Here is a 17,917-nt window from a genome sequence, read left to right as displayed (position 1 = left end):
AATACCAATCCTTAAAAGAATTAACCAATTATTACTGTTATACGAATATTAATTAACTCTTTTTTTGGTAGTTTTGTCGTACATATGAAATGACACCTATTAGTAGCATCAGAAAAATTAACGGACCAATGATTACCCATAATGTATCCGTCCAATTATATATAGAAAATAGCATTTTTATTCCCCCTCAATGTTTCATTGTCTCTGTATCTTTATCAATGTATTCTAGATAAAGTAACCCCATTAATTATTCACTAATCATTTCTTTTTTCTTCTTAAAAAATCTAAACCAGCTATTATCTTTCTCAAGCGAGATAAGTTTATTCATAAATAACGGATAGTAATCCATTGTGTAATGCACATAAAAAAGTCCCCAAGGATGTTCATCGAAGCTCAAAAATTCTTTTTTATCCTTAAACAAATCAATGGTTTTAATGGATCGATCGCTTTTATTAATATACGTATGCATCTCGTTCAACAGCTCATTATAATAATCCACATTCACATTCTTCACCTTGCCAGAAGTTGCAATATCAAATCTATTATCATCAAAATTATAGTATTCCTTCACATTCTTGATTTTATGAAGAATAATCTTGCTCTTAGGCGACGCTTTTTTCAACTTATCCAGAACGATATCCCATGATTTTTTCCACAATTCCATGTACTGTTCGCGGTTTTTATCAATGGATAGTTCCTCGACTTTACCTTTTAACACATCTTTATAATACGCCGTGCGCCACAGTTTCCAGCGATTATTCGACACATATTCACCAGGTTCGACTTCTAAAACACCAAAATGAGCATCGCCAAATAAATCCACTATAATTGTATCTGGTTGAAGTTTCGCTAAATGGTCGAAAAACTCTTTCGTGAAATCAGATCTAACGCACCACTCATCATACTCCGAAAAACCGTCAGCTGACACGACTGGATTCTCTCTTTTTTTAGAGGCCATAGAAATGATAGAACTCTGATTTTGCATGAGAACACATTCGAATTTCTTCTTATAATCAGCATTGAAAATGGAATTAAAGTTATCGCGCGTGGCACAACTGCCAAGTACTGCTATTTTTTTCATTGATTTCTCCCCTTCAAATACGCTCTCTCTCAAAAAAGCAGACAGCCTAATATTTAACTGTCTGCTCTCATTATACTATTTCTTCGTGAACTAATAAAGCTGTTTGGTCTTACTTACCACATTTACCGTCTCGGTCACCACGGGTTTCCCGTCATCGCTCGCCTTGAACATACCGAGAACCGATTGCCCGGTCCCGACGCAGTAACCAAAGAATATCGCCAGCGCAATGAGTAGCGTCAGCGCAATCTTATCGAACCAGCTAAGCCGATATTTATTCGCGCTCGGATTCGGATAAATCACCTTCTGCGGACGTTTCTGTTTGCGTTTGAAATCGTCTTGGTATTCTTTTTTGTAGGACTTGGATTGGCCATTGAACCAGCGTACAAACGTATCGTATTTGTCTGCTACTTCTTGAGCATCACCGATTTCGCGAATCTGACCGTAGTGCATCCAGATAATCCGGTCACATAGGCTCTTCATTTGGCCGAGGGAATGGCTGACGAACACGATGGTGCGGCCGGCTTCTTTAAATTCGGTAATTTTATCGACGCATTTCTTGTAAAACGTCTGGTCACCAACAGATAGCGCTTCATCGATGACAAGAATATCTGGATCGGTGTGAACCGAAATCGCAAAACCTAGTCGTGAGCGCATACCGCTGGAGTAGTTTTTGATTGGTTGATTCATGAAGTCGCCAATATCAGCAAAATCAATGATGCTCGGCATGAGGGCATCGATTTCGGATGTTTTCAAGCCGTGCATGAGTAGTTTTAAGCGGACATTCTCGTAACCTGTTAGCGGCCCTTTTAAGCCGACTGCGATCGCGATGAGTGATGTTTCGCCGTTAATGACTACTTCGCCTTGGGTTGGCGGGATAACACCGGACATGATGTTGGAAATGGTTGATTTTCCGGAGCCGTTGATGCCGATTAGTCCGACTGTTTCGCCGTCATAGATGTTGAAATTGACGTCGCGCAGTGCCCAGAAGGATTGCATTTGTTTACTTTTAGGCAAGAATAGGCCTTTGATTTTATCGGATTTATTTTGATAGAGGTCGTATTCTTTGGACACATGTTTGAATGCTACTTTGATATTTTTTCCCATTTGTCCTTACCTCCTATAAATAATCCACGAAACGTTCGCGGAATTTCATGTGTAATACGGATCCGACATAGAGGCAAACGATTGTGATTAGCCAAAAGTAGACCGTGTAGGACGGTTCTTGCCAAAAGCCTTTATGCCCGACAAAACTGTCTCGGAATCCTTCGATAATGTAGACGATTGGGTTTAGTTTCAAAAGGTCTACAACCCAAGCTGGTAGCATCGTATTCAAGTTCCAGACAACTCCTGAGACATAAAATAAGACGCGCAGAACAGACTGTAGAAATACAAAATAATCGCGGACTAATACGCTGATTGTGGCGTTTAATAGGGTCACACTAAACAAAAAGGCAATCATCGCCACAAAATAGTAGAAAAACTGGGCCCAGTACATCGAAACTGGTGCGCCTTTTATGAAGAGTAGCGCAAAAAAGATAACCATCATCGTGACGTAACTCGTCAAATTCGATACGATTGTAATATTTGGCATGACGCTCATCGGGAATTTCATCTTGGAAACCATGTGTATCTTATTGAAAATGCTATTTGCCCCTTGCAGAATAACCGCGCTGATGAAAAACCATGGAATAATACCAGCTAGCATCCACTCGATGTAACTGGCACCTTCTATCCCTGATCTAGTGCGCATCGCGAATCCGAATACAAAGTAGTAAATCGCAACTTGAATTAATGGATTTAAAATTTGCCACGCAAGGCCTAGGTAATGGCTCTGATACGTCGCTTTATCTTCATAACGCGCAATTCGAAAAATCATTGGCGCGTACTTAAATTGTTCTTTTAGGACTTCTATTACTTGTTTCACAAAAACACTTCTTTCCGGAATAATAATGCGGTTAGCTATTTTAGTAACCGAAAATCACTTGCTCCATGTCGTATAGGCTCCACCCCTAGTTCTTAGAAAAAGGTACATAATGATGTCGTTTACGCATTTCTGGCTTGTTTTTCTTAGCTGCTTTTTAGTCGATTCTTCCGTAAATGTAGGTCTGTTTCTATGTATTGGCGGTGAGCTATTTGAAAAATCGTAAAAACCCACCTTATGTTAAATTACCTCAAAAGTGGGCATTTGTAAAGCAAGATCTTTATTTTACTCCAATTTATTTTGGATAGATGGCTTCGAATAGCGCTTCTTGTCCTTCTATGAGTCGTGGTCCTGGGCGACTGACAATGGATGGATCGATTTCATAGATACGATTATTTTTTACAGCCGGGATGTTTTTCCAAGCAGATCGTTTCGCGATTTCTTGTTTGGCATTTGGATAAATCGTGATGATAACGTCTGGTGCGGCCTGGATAACCTGCTCTTCGCTGTATTGCGGATAACCTTTTTCGGAGACAATGTTTGTAGCTTGGATATTGGTGAGCATTTCATTGATAAAGGTGTCTTGCCCTGCTGTGTATAGATCCGGACTGATTTCTAGCCATACTTTTGCTTTGGTTTCAACTTTTTTTGCCGCTTCCTTGCGTATCGATTTGTCTGTCGCTTGCATGGATGACACTAGTTTTTCGGCTTCTTTCGTCGTGCCAGTTAGGTCACCGATTTGCGTAAATGTTTTATACACGGCATCGAAGTCTTGCGCATCTTCTACCACGAACAGCGGGATATTCGCTTTCTTGATTTGGTCGTAGGCATCTTTATTGTAGCTCATCATGGAGGCGTGGCCCAGAACAAGATCCGGTTTCATGCCGATGATTTTCTCGACGTTGATTTCCGTTGTGGCAACGACGGAAACTTTTTTGACAGCGACTGGATAATCGTCACTCGATGTGACACCTACCACGTTTTTGCCAAGCCCAAGTCGGTATAAAATTTCAGTATTGCTAGGAATCAAAGAAACTATTTTTTTCGGTTTCGCGCTAAGCTCCATTTTGGCGCCAGTCGCATCCGTTGCTATGTATTCTGGTTTTTGTGCCGTTTTCTCAGATGTCGTTTGTGCCCCGCAGCCTGCTAAAACAAGGATAATAGCTAGACTTAAAGCCGTGATTATTTTTTTTAATTGCATCTGAATTCTCCCTTTCAAAAATGGAAAAAGTCGGGCGTTTAGATATCCCGACTTTTTCCTGTGCGTTCTACGTGTTAGACACGACCTACTTCCATTAATAGGTCGGCTGACTCAATCACATCGCCGTCTGTGACAAAAATCGCGTTGACTTTGCCGTCGAATGGGGCTTGGATTGTTGTTTCCATCTTCATTGCTTCGGTGATTAGAAGTGGATCGCCTTTCTTCACTTCTTGGCCCTTCTCAGCGACAATCTTAATCACGGAACCGGTCATTGTTGCGCCGACATGCTCTGGATTTGTCGTATCAATCTTGCGACGTGTCACAACGGTTGATTGGACGTTAAAGTCTTGTACTGAGATTTCACGCGGTTGGCCGTTTAGCTCGAAGTAAATCACGCGTGTGCCGTCTGCGATTGGTTCTCCGATTGAGTTTAACTTGATAATCAGTGTTTTACCTTTTTCAAGCTCCACTTCCACCGTCTCGCCTAAACGCATTCCTTTGAAGAAGGTCGGCGTATCAAGCACCGTCACGTCACCATATTTCTCAATCATCGTCAAGTAGTCTAAGAACACTTTCGGATATAGAATATAAGACATCACATCGTGGTCTGTTGGGTCACCTGTCGTCATTTTCCCAGCAAGCTCTGCGCGAACTGCTTCAAAATCAACTGGCTCCATCAAAGCACCTGGACGTTCTGTCAAAGGTGTGCGGCCCTTCAAGACAAGTTTTTGCAACTCTTGCGGGAATCCGCCGTACGGTTGGCCAATCTCGCCCATAAAGAACTCGATAATCGAATCTGGGAAATCTAACGTTTCACCTTTATCGTACACATCTTGTTCAGAAAGGTCGTTTTGCACCATGAATAGCGCCATATCACCGACTACTTTCGAGGATGGTGTTACTTTCACGATATCGCCGAACATGTCATTCACGACCGCGTACGTGTCTTTCACTTCATCCCAACGATCACCTAGGCCCACTGCTTTGGCTTGCTGTTGCAAGTTCGTGTACTGACCACCTGGCATTTCGTGGATATAAACCTCGGTTTGCGGTGAGTTCAACGCGTTATCAAAGTCTTTGTAGTATTTGCGAACATCTTCCCAATAATGGTTAATCATTTGCGAATTGTGCGCATTGAGAATCGTTTGACGTTTCCCGTTTTCAAGACCGTAATAAAGACCCGTCATACTCGGTTGAGACGTCGCGCCACTCATCGCGCTTGACGATACGTCGACGATATCCACTCCCGCACTGACAGCCGCAGCATACGTATAAATCCCGTTACCACTCGTGTCATGCGTGTGCAAATGAATCGGCACATCAACCGTGTCTTTCAGTTCGCTCACAAGACGATACGCCGCTTGCGGTTTCAAAAGTCCAGCCATATCTTTAATCGCCAAGATATCCGTTCCTTGCGCCACAAGCTCTTTCGCCATATCTTTATAGTAATCCACGTTGTATTTCGTGCGCGTCGCATCTTCAATATCGCCCGTATAACAAATCGCTGCTTCAACGACCTTACCAGCATCACGAACCGCTTCAATCGACACTTCCATGCCTTTTAGCCAGTTCAAGCTATCAAAAATACGGAACACATCGACACCACTTTGCGCGGACTGCTTCACGAATTCGCGAATCACGTTATCTGGATAATTCTTGTAACCAACAGCATTCGCGCCACGTAACAACATTTGGAACATGACATTCGGAATTTGTTTACGCAACGTTTCCAGACGCACCCACGGATCTTCATTCAAGAACCGGTAAGCCGTATCAAACGTTGCCCCGCCCCACATTTCAAACGAGAACATGTTTGGTAATAAATGCGCCATTGGATCGGCAATTTGGAAAATATCTTTCGAACGAACACGCGTCGCAAGTAGTGATTGATGCGCGTCACGCAATGTCGTATCGGTCAGCAATACCTCTTCTTGTGATTTAACCCATTCTACGATTCCCGCAGGACCTTTTGCGTCCAAAATTTGTTTCGTTCCTGGTTCGATTTTTGCGTCGAAAGGAATCTTCGGAATTCGCAACTCATCGTACACCAGTTTTTCACGATGCTTAATACCTGGGAAGCCGTTCACCGTCACGTTACTGATATAACGTAGCGTCTTCGTACCGCGGTCACGGACTTTCGGGAAATCGAACAATTCAGGCGTCGTGTCGATAAACGATGTATTGTAGTTTCCACTAATGAAATCAGGATGTTGTACCACGTTTAGCAAGAACGGAATATTCGTTTTCACGCCACGAATCCGGAACTCAATCAAGTTACGAATCATTTTGCGGCATGCTTGTTCAAACGTCATACCCCACGTACATAATTTTACAAGTAAAGAATCGTAAAACGGCGTCACAATCGTACCTTGGAAACCATTCCCAGCATCTAGACGCACTCCAAAACCACCAGTTGAGCGGTATGTATTAATACGACCAGTATCTGGCATAAAGTTGTTCAAAGGATCTTCCGTCGTAATCCGACATTGAATCGCCGAACCGTTGATACGAATCTCTTCTTGTTGCGGAATACCCACGATTTGGTCATGCATCGAACAACCATCTGCGATAAACAGTTGCGACTGAACGATATCAATCCCTGTAATCATTTCGGTAATCGTGTGCTCCACTTGAACACGCGGGTTAACTTCGATGAAATAAAACTCTTCACCAGCAACTAAAAATTCGACCGTCCCAGCGTTTAAATACTCCACGTTCTTCATTAATTTCACGGCAGCATCACAAATACGCTGACGTAAATCGGATGTAATCGCGTTACATGGTGCGACCTCCACTACTTTTTGGTGACGACGTTGTACCGAGCAATCACGTTCAAATAAATGGACGATATTTCCGTGAGAATCCCCTAAAATCTGCACTTCGATATGCTTCGGATTAACAACACATTTCTCAACATACACTTCATCGTTCCCAAAAGCCGCTTTTGCTTCTGATCCAGCGCGTTCAAACGCATCTTTCACGTCCGCCGGTCCTTGAACGACACGCATACCACGTCCGCCGCCGCCAAGAGAAGCTTTTACCATCAACGGATAACCGTGTTTTTCTCCGAATGCAGCTACTTCTTCCGCGTTCGCCACAGGTCCATTACTACCTGGGATAACTGGGATGTCGGCTAGTAAAGCTTGTTCTTTCGCTTTAATTTTATCACCGAACATGTCTAGGTGTTTCGATTTAGGTCCTACAAAAATGATGCCTTCTTTTTCACAACGCTTGGCAAAGTCGATATTTTCCGACAAAAAGCCATAACCCGGGTGAATCGCGTCAACATTGGCTATCTTGGCAATCTCGATAATATTATCGATATCCAGATACGCATCGATCGGTTTTTTCCCTTCCCCTACGAGGTAAGCCTCATCCGCCTTATAACGGTGAAACGCCGCCGTATCCTCTTGCGAATAAATCGCCACTGTCTTAATGTTTAGTTCCGTACACGCCCGAAGTACGCGAATCGCGATCTCGCCACGATTGGCAACTAATACCTTTTTAATGTTGTTCATTTTTTTTCCTCCTAACCTACACTACCTAATTTTTCTATATACATAGCTGCTAACATTATTACCGTCATGGAGAAAAACGGTATATCAGACAATTATAGTATTAAAGTACCCCGAATGTAAATTGTTTTCGCTGATTTTTGCAAAAAATGTTCGGAGATTCCGCGTAAAGTGAGTGGTGTCAATGGTTTAACCAGCCATAATATCTAACTAATCCTTTACTTCCTCCAATGCGATAATATCTAGTAACAATCTCTCAACAGATGCAACTACCTCGCTATAGGAAAGTTCCTCCGCGTGCGGTAAGCTCCTTGCATAATTGCTCCAAATCAGCTGTAAATCTTGACTGTGCTTAATCGCTTCCATTCTTTCATTGAAATAATCCTCCACACTCAATAAAAAATTCCGATGCACAAAAGTATTTTTTACCGAAAGAGCCAATGCAGGATAATTAAAAAGATTTCTTTCCATACTGGTAAGCATATAAATATCATAAAAGTCCCGTGCCCTTGTATTAGCAAGCCCTCTGTCCAGAATACTATGCAATTTTTCAGCGAGTATTTGCTCCACAGGATATGCGTAGACATCTATAAACTTATTTTCAAACATCATTTTATGTGCGTACCTTTTTACCTCTGGATAAATAGAATCGCCAGTCGTAATATCCAATTTGACATCTCCTTTTAGAGACCCCAAATACGTTTTAATATGCAATCAGACCCCTGCATAAAAATCACCCTTATTGATATTCGTTATCTTTGTCACCTCAAGTACCATGCCTTCCTTAGTAGGCGTTTCTAAGATTTCTTGAAAAATTCGCAAAATTTTATCTTGTGACAAGTTCATTTCCCTCATTGTAGCATCAATATCCATTGTTGTTCGTCGCGAGATTCCAATCATCGAGCCTATTAGAAATCCGCCCTTTAAAACAAAATTTTCATTATACTTTGACTCACTTATTTTTTGTAGTACTTTTTCCAACATGTAAGTCCTCATCACTAATTGAGCGTTAATAGCGGATCTCTGTGATTCATTCTTCACCCAGTCTTTCAATTGTTTTGGTGTCATTGGTTTAATACCTCCACTGCCATTTTTAAGTCTGTACCAATTTTCAACATTTCTGCATATTCTAACAATCTAAACAAGTTTTTGTCCGGGCGCTCCATATATTTTTTTAATGCCTCGATCTTCACATAATAATCTGCTTTATAGGATTTTTTCCACATATCACACATCGTTTTTTCTAAATTATATACTCGAATTTCGTTACCATTAGGACTTTCCATCGTCGCTATCCCCAGGCTATAGACTTCCACTTTCACATGTTTTGGCTGCACAAAATACTGTTTCAAATTTGGGTTATTATAGCCTCTTGGAAACGTCAAAACATAGCGATCAGGGTTCACATCTGTCAAACCGTACAGAAAAAGCGCTGTTTCATGTGAAAAAATACCTTTTGTGAATTTTTGCTGTAACATGTAAAATTCATCTGGAAATTCCCCAGATTTTGTATATACACCTGGTACATCCCTATCTAAAATACCCTTCTTCACAAAATCCTCTAGTGTTTTAACGTTGATTCCATTAGCTTTAGCAACCTTAAGTGTTAACGTTCCATTATATTCTCCTAATAGCTTCATTAACTTTTCCATTCTCAATCACTGCCTCACCCTAGGTATCAAATATACTATATTTTAATAATAAGTGTAGTATATTTGATACCCAAAAGCAAATAATACAAAAAAAACGAGCCGCAAAATCTCAGCCCGTTCCTCCTATCTTCACTGCTACGTTCGTGCCCGCACCGGTTTCCCCGGTTTCGCCAAATCTTTTTCCGAGCCGTAATTCTTTTGAAATTTATTCATCATCGATACGTTTAGCACAATTCCGACCAAAATCGACATCGACATCAGCGACGAACCACCGAAACTCGTAAACGGCAGCGTCACCCCGGTTAGCGGAATCATGCCCGACGCACCGCCTAGGTTAATGAACGCCTGAATCCCAATGAGCGTCGCCGTCCCGTAACAAAGTAGGGAGCCGAACGAATCATTCAAACGCATCCCATTTGTAATCGAACGCAAAACGATGAAGAAAATCCCACCGACTGTAATCATAATACCAAAAAAGCCAAGTTCTTCAGCAATAATCGCGCTAATAAAATCGGTGTACGCTTCTGGCAAATAACCCAGCTTTTGGACACTTTCGCCAAGCCCCTGTCCAAAGAAACCACCCGAACCTATCGCATAAAACGAGTTCACCAACTGATACCCGCTCGCGCCATGATCTGTAAACGGATTTTGAAAACTCGTAATCCGTCCAATCCGCTTCGTCGTAATCAATTTCGAACGAAGCTCCTCTGGCAACAGGAAAACGACCACACATAAAACCGCTAAAATCAGCAATCCTAGCCCGACTAATTTTAATATCGTTTTCAGTCGCATACCTGATGCCATAATAATGCCACATCCTGTTAGAAAAATAATCGCAGCCGTCCCGATATCTGGTTGGAGCAATATCAAGAAGCAGATTACAACTAGAAACAAGACTGGTGGCAAAACACCACGGTTAAAATCATCAATGTACCGCTGCTTTTTCGAATAAACAGCGGCCATGTAAATAATCATCGACACTTTAATAAACTCAGAAGGCTGAATTCGGATTGGCCCTAATGCCAGCCAACTTTGCGCGTTATTCGCCGAGTCACCGAACATCAATACGAGCAACAACATCGCGACCGAGCCGAACATAATCAGCATCAACATCTTATTATTTTGAAGAATTTTATATGGAAAAACCGCGAAGAAAATCAGCAAAACAAGCGAGATAATCCAATTTTTTAATTGACTATTATAGAACGTCGCCGGGTCCCACCCTTTATTAATCGCGACAAACATACTCGAACTATAGACCATGATCAATCCAAAGATACACACAATGAGGTATACCGCCAAAAGAGGATAGTCATAGGATTTCAACATTTTTTTAAACATACACATCGTCCAATCATTTCGAGCCTTATTCAAGGTCCCTACTGTAGTATCTATCTATTATATAGGAAATCGGCTCGAAAAGAAATGATAAGTACGCCCTATTAGAAAATGTATACGCAAGGTATTATTTCTTACGTCGTTGGTTAATATCGCGAATTGCGGTCAAATCCACCTTATCCCGGCGATCAATCGTGAGCAGGCCATTGATTTCCTGCTGCACATCACTGACTTGTGTATAACAAAAACCAGAAATGTAATCCAAGCCTTGAATCGCACTCGTTATACTTTCAAAACGCTCTAAAAACGCCGCCTCGTCCTGCACCTGATTGCCATAACCCCAGCCAGATTCGGATTGGAAGGCAATACCGCCAAACTCAGAAATAATGACCGGTTTCCCGATATTCTCATAACCACTAGCAAAAGGATGACGGAAACCATTATGTTGAAATGCATTGGCTAGCAGTTTTTCCTGATTCGCATAGCGCTCGATAAAAATTTCACCGTTTTCCTCATAATCGTGTAGCGTGATAATATCAGAAATCGTGTGGTCCCAGCCATCATTCGTCACAACTGGGCGCATCGCATCAAAACTTTTGGTCAGATAGTAAATGCCTTCTGTGAATTGTTGCTGTTTCTTATTGCTGTGAATATCCTCAATTCCCCATGATTCATTGAACGGCACCCACGTGATAATCGATGGATGATTGTAGTTTTGCTTCACAATTTCGAGCCACTCTGCCGTGAAATTAGCAACCGCTTTATCGCTGAAACTATAGGTCGAGCCAACTTCGGACCAAACGAGCAACCCTTTTTTATCGCACAGATACAGGAAACGATTATCCTCAACTTTTTGATGTTTGCGGACACCGTTGTAACCCATCTCGATGATTTTGTCGATATCAAGTTCCAGCGCCGCGACAGATGGTGGCGTCAAATCGCTGTCTTGCCAGTAACCTTGATCGAGAATCAACCGCTGATACAGCTCTTCGTTATTCAGCAGGATTTTCTCACCCTCAACCGCGATTTTCCGCATTCCAAAATAGGATTCCACGCTATCGACGACGGTAGTTCCTTCTATTAAGGTGAATGTGATATCGTATAAATTAGGCGTCTCAGTATTCCAAACTTTCATGCTCCACGGGTCGCCTTTTTCCAAAACGGAAGCGCGCATGACCGCCACGCCATCCTTCAAAGTCGCGCTCACTTCTTCGAGCCATTCGCCGTCGAAACGGATGGTCGCGCGCGCCGTCACGCCTTCATGCCAAGCATTCGCTTCCACTTCCAAATCGATTTTTCGAGCGTCAAAATCCGGCGTCATTTTCACATAATCGATATGAATCGGCGACACGTATTCCAGCCAAACCGACTTCCAAATCCCAGTCGTCTGCACATACCAACAACCGAAATTATCCTTGATCCAGCGCTGCTTCCCGCGTGGTTGCGCCGTATCCATACTATCCCGGACGCGAACCGTCACCCGATTTTTGCCTGTCGTCACATAATCCGTGATATTAAAAACAAATGCCGTATAACACCCTCGATGCTCACCGACCACTTTCCCATTCACCCAAACCGTCGTCGCATAATCCGAACCTTCGAAATGCAGCAACACATCTTTCTCCGCCGCCGCAACCTCCACTTCCCGCTCATACCAAACAAGCGTGTGATGCGACTCATCGTGAATCCCGCTCGCTTTTGTTTCATACGTAAACGGAACCTCAATCACACGTTCTGATGGCAAATGCGCACACCAATCCTCCGCCAAACCAACGCCAGCATCATCAAACGCAAATGCCCATTTCCCGTCAAGCAACTCCCAATCCTTCCGCACAAACTGCGGCCTCGGATGCAATTTCGTCATCCCAATTCCTCCCCAATCAAGCTATTTTTCTGTACTCTCATACCTTTATTCTTAGCCAAACCAATAATTCCCGCGCTCATAAACAAGAAAATATTCGGCATATCCATAATAAAATAGGAAAATACGCCACAAACTAAAAACCAAACCGGCAATTTCCAACCAATCGCACCATCTTTCCAATGCTTCCGCGCTAAATAAATATTCAATAATCCGAGTAAAATCAGCAACACCCCAAAAATCACCACGAAATTAAAGATACTGCCAAACAACGCCTTCATCGCCCGCATCTGCGCCACAGAAAGCCCCGCCACATCCAAACCTTGTCGTTTTATAAATAATCCATAAACAAAAACCGTCAACAACCCATCCAACAACTGCCAAGCCGCTGCGATGTAAATAAAAACTCGTTCCAATCGTCTGCTCACTCGAAAGCCCTCCTAACTTCTCATCAAGATAATAAGCTCTAAATTACGATTTCCTCTGCATATAATCTGTCTATCCTTTTACGCCAGATGAGAGTGCCATTGACTGCAAGAAGTACTTTTGCGCGAATAAATATAGTATGAAAGTCGGTACAATCGCGACAAGTGCTCCTGCCATTAAATGTGCTGGTTGCGCTTGGTACATCCCTTGCAGCAGTTGAAGTCCCGGCGTAATCGGCATCATTTCGATGTCATTAAACACGATCGAAGGCCATAGGAAATCGTTCCAAGCTGCCGTGAATGTGAACAACGCCACAACCATCAACACCGGTCGTAAAAGTGGCAAGATAACCTTGTGGAAAATTTTGAAATCACCAGCACCGTCCATGCGCGCTGCCTCATCAAATTCAATCGGAATATTCACCATAAACTGCCGCACTAAAAAGATATTAAACACAGCCGCAGCTCCCGGCACGATCGCCGCCAAATAATTATTCACCCAACCGAATGTATCGATAATTTTATACAGTGGAATCAAATTCACAACACTCGGAAACATCATCGTTGCCATCAAAAAAACGAACATCGCATTGCGTCCGCGGAATTTCAAACGGCTGTAAGCAAAAGCCGCTAGCGAGACTACGATAAGCACCAACACCGTCTGCGATAACGCGATAATCATCGAATTCATGAACCACCGCAACAGTGGCGTCGCAGCATTATCAAACAACAATTCAGTATAATTCGTCGTCACCCATTGCACCGGAAGAAACTTAAAGCCCACCGACGCGACCTCAGCCTCCGATTTAAACGACGTCACAATCCCCCACGCGAGCGGAACAACCCAGATGATCGCCATCACGAGCAGGAATATAAAAGCAATTAATTTTGGTATAAAACGCGTATCTTTTTTCATCAGAAATCCCATCCCCCTCGTCGTTAGTTTTTATTCCGTAAAAAGAAAAATTGAATCGCAGAAACAACCATGATGCATAGTCCAAGAATAACCGCCATCGCGGACGCAATCCCAGCAATCGATTGTCCCGTACCAAATGCATTTTGCTGAATGTACATTAACAGCACCGATGTCGAACCAGATGGACCACCTTTTGTCAGCATCAGCGGTTGCCCATATACGTTAAACTGTGCAATCGTCGTCATCACAACGGTGTATAATAACTGCGCGCGAATACTTGGCAACGTAATCCGGAAGAATTTTTGCACAGAAGTGGCGCCATCGATTTCCGCCGCCTCATAAAAGTCCTTCGAAATCCCGTTTAGCGCGGCCTGATAAATAATCATATTCCCACCGATACACCACCAAACCGTTACAATCACAAGCGTCAACCAAGCATAAGGTTGCGTCCCCACCCAGTTCACCGTCGTCCCCAGAAACTGATTAATCGGCCCGAAACTCACGTTAAACATCAAACCCCAAATAATGATAACCGCCGAAATCGCGAACAACGATGGCAAATAAAATAACGATTGAAACAGCTTATTTAGCCTCGGTTTTGCGTTCAATGCACTGGCCAACAACAACGGCACAATAATACAAAATGGAACGGTCAACACGACGAAAATGAATGTATTTCGCAACCCATTATGTAACTGCTCATAAAAAGTTGAATCCTTCTGAAACAAAATTTCGCGGTAATTATCAAAACCAACAAAATCTGGCGTCCCAATCAAATCCCAGTCGGTAAAAGAAATATAAATTCCGTAAACAACAGGAACGAGAAAGAAGATCAAGAAAATAATTAAATGTGGACCTGCGAACAACCAAGGTGTAAATTGCCATTTCCTCTTTTTATACGTTATCGTTTTAGCGTTTGCTTCCATTTCCATCACTCCCAATCTTTCATCTTAAGACTCGAGGACACGAAAATCCCCAAGTCTCTTTTTCGATTTATTTATTGGATTTATCTTTTGCTGTCTTATCTTCCACCGCTTTTTGCATATCCGCTAACCCTTTATTCACCGGCGTTTTCCCAAAAATAATGTCATTCCCGTTCGCATCCAATTGCTCGGAAACGTAACCATTATACTTATAATCAAAAATCTTCAGCGATTTCTGCTCGGCCGGATTTAGCAACAAGAACGATTGCGGCATTTCTTTGTAAGTCGGATCTTCCACGATCTTCAGAGACGCTGGATTTTGACCTGACTTCGCCCATTCCAGTGAGTTATCTTGCACCCAATCAATGAATTTCAGCGCGCCTTCTGTTTTTTCTTTCGAGCGCCCTTCGCTGTTAAACATCGTAAATTGATGCGAGCTAGACCAGTTCACCATCTTATTTTTATCCTCACTCAACTGCGGCGCGTTCGTGATTCCCCAATCGAACTTGGCATCTTTCGCATTATTTTGCATCCAAATACCCTCTGGCGCAAATATCACTTTTCCAGCGATGAATTTTTGGAAGTAATCCTCGCCATCCTTCGTTGTGATACCGTCTTTATACATGTCTTTCCAAAGATTAAACGTATCTTTCGCCTGCTGATTATCAAGCGTCGGATCCACGCCATTCTCCGTTAACTTCCCGCCATTTTGCGCATATAACGATAAGAACACTGGCTTCACCCAACTCACCGACACCGCATCAATTTTGTCTTTTTTAGCAAGTTCCCCCGCCGCTTTTATCTCATCAAAAGTAACGACGTCATCATCAAGCGCGGTTGGAGCATATTTTTTCACCAAATCTTTGTTGTAGTACATAATAAAGGAGTGAATATCAAGCGGCACACTGTATCGTTTATTATCTATTTGACCAATATTCCAAGCTTCAGGTACATAATTCTCCGCCTTGATATCTGGAAAATCAGCTAAGTAATCGTCATACGTCATCAACATATCGTTGTCTACATACTGCTTAATACGCTCGGCGTGGACAATCGTCAAATCAGGAATATTCTTACCAGAGTTTACAACCGTCGGGATTTTCGTGTACATATCGCCCTCTTTTAAAGACATGTTTTTGACTTTGAACTCCGGATTTGTTTTGTTGTAAGCATCCACCATTTTCTGCATATTCGCGCCATCCGGACCAGTAAATGGATTCCAGAAAATGATTTCTTTACTTTTGGCAGTGTCCTTCGCATCACTAGAACCACCGCACGCAGCCAATCCAGCGACCAATAATAACATACAAACAAGACCTAACATTTTTTTCATTTTAAATTCCTCCCTATTTGTTGAGGCTCTTAGAAAACGTACTTTGTTTTCTTAGAGCCTCAATATGCATGCGAGCAAAGCGAGCAGGTAATCCCCCAGCGGCTCTTAGACACCAAACCCAGAACAACCTCTGCGCTAACCTACCTCCACCTTGTGAAAACCAACTCACCCACCTCACACTTCTAAATCCAACCACCCATTCACATTATCCACACAGAATGTAAACGCCTACATAAAATATTTAAAAAAGAAGCTCTTTAGTTAACCTTTAAGTAAATTAATAACTAAACTTCTTTTATGTTTTTACTATAATTCACTAAAATTTTATTGTCAACACTTTTAGTTCTTTTGATAGCAATTTTATGTTATGATAAACTAATAGGTTCACTAAACAGATTTACATCTAATTTATACCCTATTTAATCTATCTAATCATTAACTAAAGGAGGATTTTTTTACATGCAATTAGACATTTCCAAAGATTCCATTCATGTTTACGAAGCCCTTGCCAGCGACACTAGAATCCAAATTTTGAACCTACTTTCACAAAGTTCGATGAATATTAAAGAGCTCGCACACGCTTTACATATGAGTAGCGCCATCATCACGCGACACATCAATCAACTCGAGCACGCCAAATTAATCCGCACAGAAAAAATACCTGGAAAATCTGGCATCCAGAAAATTTCCAAGCTCGTCGTAGATAAGATTGAGATTACATTCCCGACCACCATTTACCCTAATTTTAAGATGCGCTCCTTAGAATTACCAGTGGGACATTACACAGATTATAACGTCACACCAACGTGCGGACTGGCATCTAGCAAGGACTTCATCGGCCACGTAGACGAACCAAAATACTTCATGGACGCCCGACGCATGGAAGCACAAATCATCTGGTTCACACAAGGCTACCTAGAATACAAAGTTCCAAATCCACTTCAAAAAGAAGAACAAATAGAGCTACTCGAGATCAGTTTCGAAATCGCCTCCGAGTTTCCCTATTCCAACAACGTCTGGCCCTCCGACATCTCCTTCTACTTAAACGGCCACACACTCGGAACATGGACCTGCCCAGGCAATTTTTCCGATATCCGCGGCAAATACACGCCAAGTTGGTGGGAAGACTCTAACAGCCAGTACGGCCTCTTCAAAACCATTCGCATATCCAAACATGGCACCCATTTTGACGGCGAAATTCTATCCGAGTTAACACTGGATGATCTAGACATAACCGAAGAGCTACTTACATTCCGAATAGCCGTTGAAAAAGACGCGAAGAACATCGGCGGGACAACGATATTTGGGAAAGGATTTGGGAACCATCAGAAGGATATGGAGTTTAAGTTTTATTATAGCGAGAAGTGCTGAAACGGCCCGTTAGGCTCGAAAAAAATTGTTAGGGGCGCAGTAAAAAACCGCCCTTGTTTTTTTCGGAGGCCACGAAATTTTCGAGAGACTGGCCGTTGAAGCCGGATCTGATGAAGTGCTGAAACGGCTCGTTCAGCTTCGACAGAAATTGTTAGGGGGCGTAAGAAAAGTCCTCTTTTGACTTTTTTGGAGGTCACGAAATTTCCGAGAAGCTAGCCGTTGAAGCCGGATCTGATGAAGTGCTGAAACGGCCCGTTCAGCTTCGACAGAAATTGTTAGGGGGCGTAAGAAAAGTCCTCTTTTGACTTTTTTGGAGGTCACGAAATTTCCGAGAAGCTAGCCGTTGAAGCCGGATCTGATGAAGTGCTGAAACGGCCCGT

General features: G+C 42.5%; 13 protein-coding genes and 1 pseudogene. 1 reads left to right on the top strand and 13 read right to left on the bottom strand.

The annotated features are described in order from the left end of the window. Positions 1 to 247 precede the first annotated feature (247 nt). From HPK16_RS14140 to HPK16_RS14075, 13 genes and pseudogenes are all read right to left on the bottom strand, one after another. Positions 248 to 1,081 carry a DUF6270 domain-containing protein gene (locus tag HPK16_RS14140; protein WP_181677564.1) on the bottom strand — a complete coding sequence of 278 codons (834 nt, stop codon included), beginning with the start codon at positions 1,079 to 1,081 and terminating at the stop codon, positions 248 to 250. Positions 1,082 to 1,171: 90 nt separating this feature from the next. Next, positions 1,172 to 2,185, bottom strand: a complete 1,014-nt coding sequence (locus tag HPK16_RS14135; protein WP_181677563.1) for an ABC transporter ATP-binding protein — start codon at positions 2,183 to 2,185, stop codon at positions 1,172 to 1,174. A 13-nt stretch (positions 2,186 to 2,198) separates the two neighbouring features. Further along, entirely contained in the window at positions 2,199 to 3,005 is an 807-nt protein-coding gene (locus tag HPK16_RS14130) for an ABC transporter permease (protein ID WP_181677562.1), read from the bottom strand. Between the two features lie 292 nt (positions 3,006 to 3,297). Beyond that, positions 3,298 to 4,203: an ABC transporter substrate-binding protein gene (locus HPK16_RS14125; RefSeq protein WP_181677561.1), complete on the bottom strand. Its 906-nt coding sequence runs from the start codon at positions 4,201 to 4,203 to the stop codon at positions 3,298 to 3,300. Between the two features lie 74 nt (positions 4,204 to 4,277). Next, positions 4,278 to 7,721, bottom strand: a complete 3,444-nt coding sequence (gene pyc, locus HPK16_RS14120) for a pyruvate carboxylase (RefSeq protein ID WP_181677560.1) — start codon at positions 7,719 to 7,721, stop codon at positions 4,278 to 4,280. 207 nt (positions 7,722 to 7,928) lie between these two features. Continuing rightward, a pseudogene (locus HPK16_RS16875) lies at positions 7,929 to 8,702 on the bottom strand (nucleotidyl transferase AbiEii/AbiGii toxin family protein). A gap of 80 nt (positions 8,703 to 8,782) precedes the next feature. Continuing rightward, positions 8,783 to 9,370 (bottom strand): type IV toxin-antitoxin system AbiEi family antitoxin domain-containing protein, encoded by a 588-nt coding sequence (locus HPK16_RS14105; RefSeq protein ID WP_181677557.1) that lies wholly within the window; start codon positions 9,368 to 9,370, stop codon positions 8,783 to 8,785. Positions 9,371 to 9,505: 135 nt separating this feature from the next. Further along, positions 9,506 to 10,711 carry an FtsW/RodA/SpoVE family cell cycle protein gene (locus HPK16_RS14100; RefSeq protein WP_181677556.1) on the bottom strand — a complete coding sequence of 402 codons (1,206 nt, stop codon included), beginning with the start codon at positions 10,709 to 10,711 and terminating at the stop codon, positions 9,506 to 9,508. 124 nt (positions 10,712 to 10,835) lie between these two features. Continuing rightward, on the bottom strand, positions 10,836 to 12,572 hold the full coding sequence (locus tag HPK16_RS14095) for a glycoside hydrolase family 2 protein (RefSeq protein WP_181677555.1): 1,737 nt from the start codon (positions 12,570 to 12,572) through the stop codon (positions 10,836 to 10,838). Continuing rightward, positions 12,569 to 12,997, bottom strand: a complete 429-nt coding sequence (locus HPK16_RS14090) for a hypothetical protein (RefSeq protein ID WP_181677554.1) — start codon at positions 12,995 to 12,997, stop codon at positions 12,569 to 12,571. The genes HPK16_RS14095 and HPK16_RS14090 overlap by 4 nt, the downstream gene beginning before the upstream one ends. Before the next feature lie 70 nt (positions 12,998 to 13,067). After that, positions 13,068 to 13,910, bottom strand: a complete 843-nt coding sequence (locus HPK16_RS14085) for a carbohydrate ABC transporter permease (RefSeq protein ID WP_181677553.1) — start codon at positions 13,908 to 13,910, stop codon at positions 13,068 to 13,070. Between the two features lie 23 nt (positions 13,911 to 13,933). Then, a complete protein-coding gene (locus HPK16_RS14080) occupies positions 13,934 to 14,836 on the bottom strand; it encodes a carbohydrate ABC transporter permease (protein ID WP_181677552.1) in 903 nt (300 codons plus the stop codon). Positions 14,837 to 14,903: 67 nt separating this feature from the next. After that, positions 14,904 to 16,166, bottom strand: coding sequence for an extracellular solute-binding protein (locus HPK16_RS14075; RefSeq protein ID WP_181677551.1), 1,263 nt, complete (start codon positions 16,164 to 16,166; stop codon positions 14,904 to 14,906). Positions 16,167 to 16,625: 459 nt separating this feature from the next. Between HPK16_RS14075 and HPK16_RS14070 the strand changes: the two genes are divergently transcribed. Then, positions 16,626 to 17,537, top strand: a complete 912-nt coding sequence (locus HPK16_RS14070) for an ArsR/SmtB family transcription factor (RefSeq protein WP_181677550.1) — start codon at positions 16,626 to 16,628, stop codon at positions 17,535 to 17,537. Positions 17,538 to 17,917 lie beyond the last annotated feature (380 nt).

The sequence above is a fragment of the Paenilisteria rustica genome (assembly GCF_013820765.1).
GTDB lineage: Bacteria > Bacillota > Bacilli > Lactobacillales > Listeriaceae > Listeria_A > Listeria_A rustica.
The sequence above is the reverse complement of the archived record's forward strand: the minus strand, read 5'-3'. Positions and strand labels throughout refer to the sequence as shown.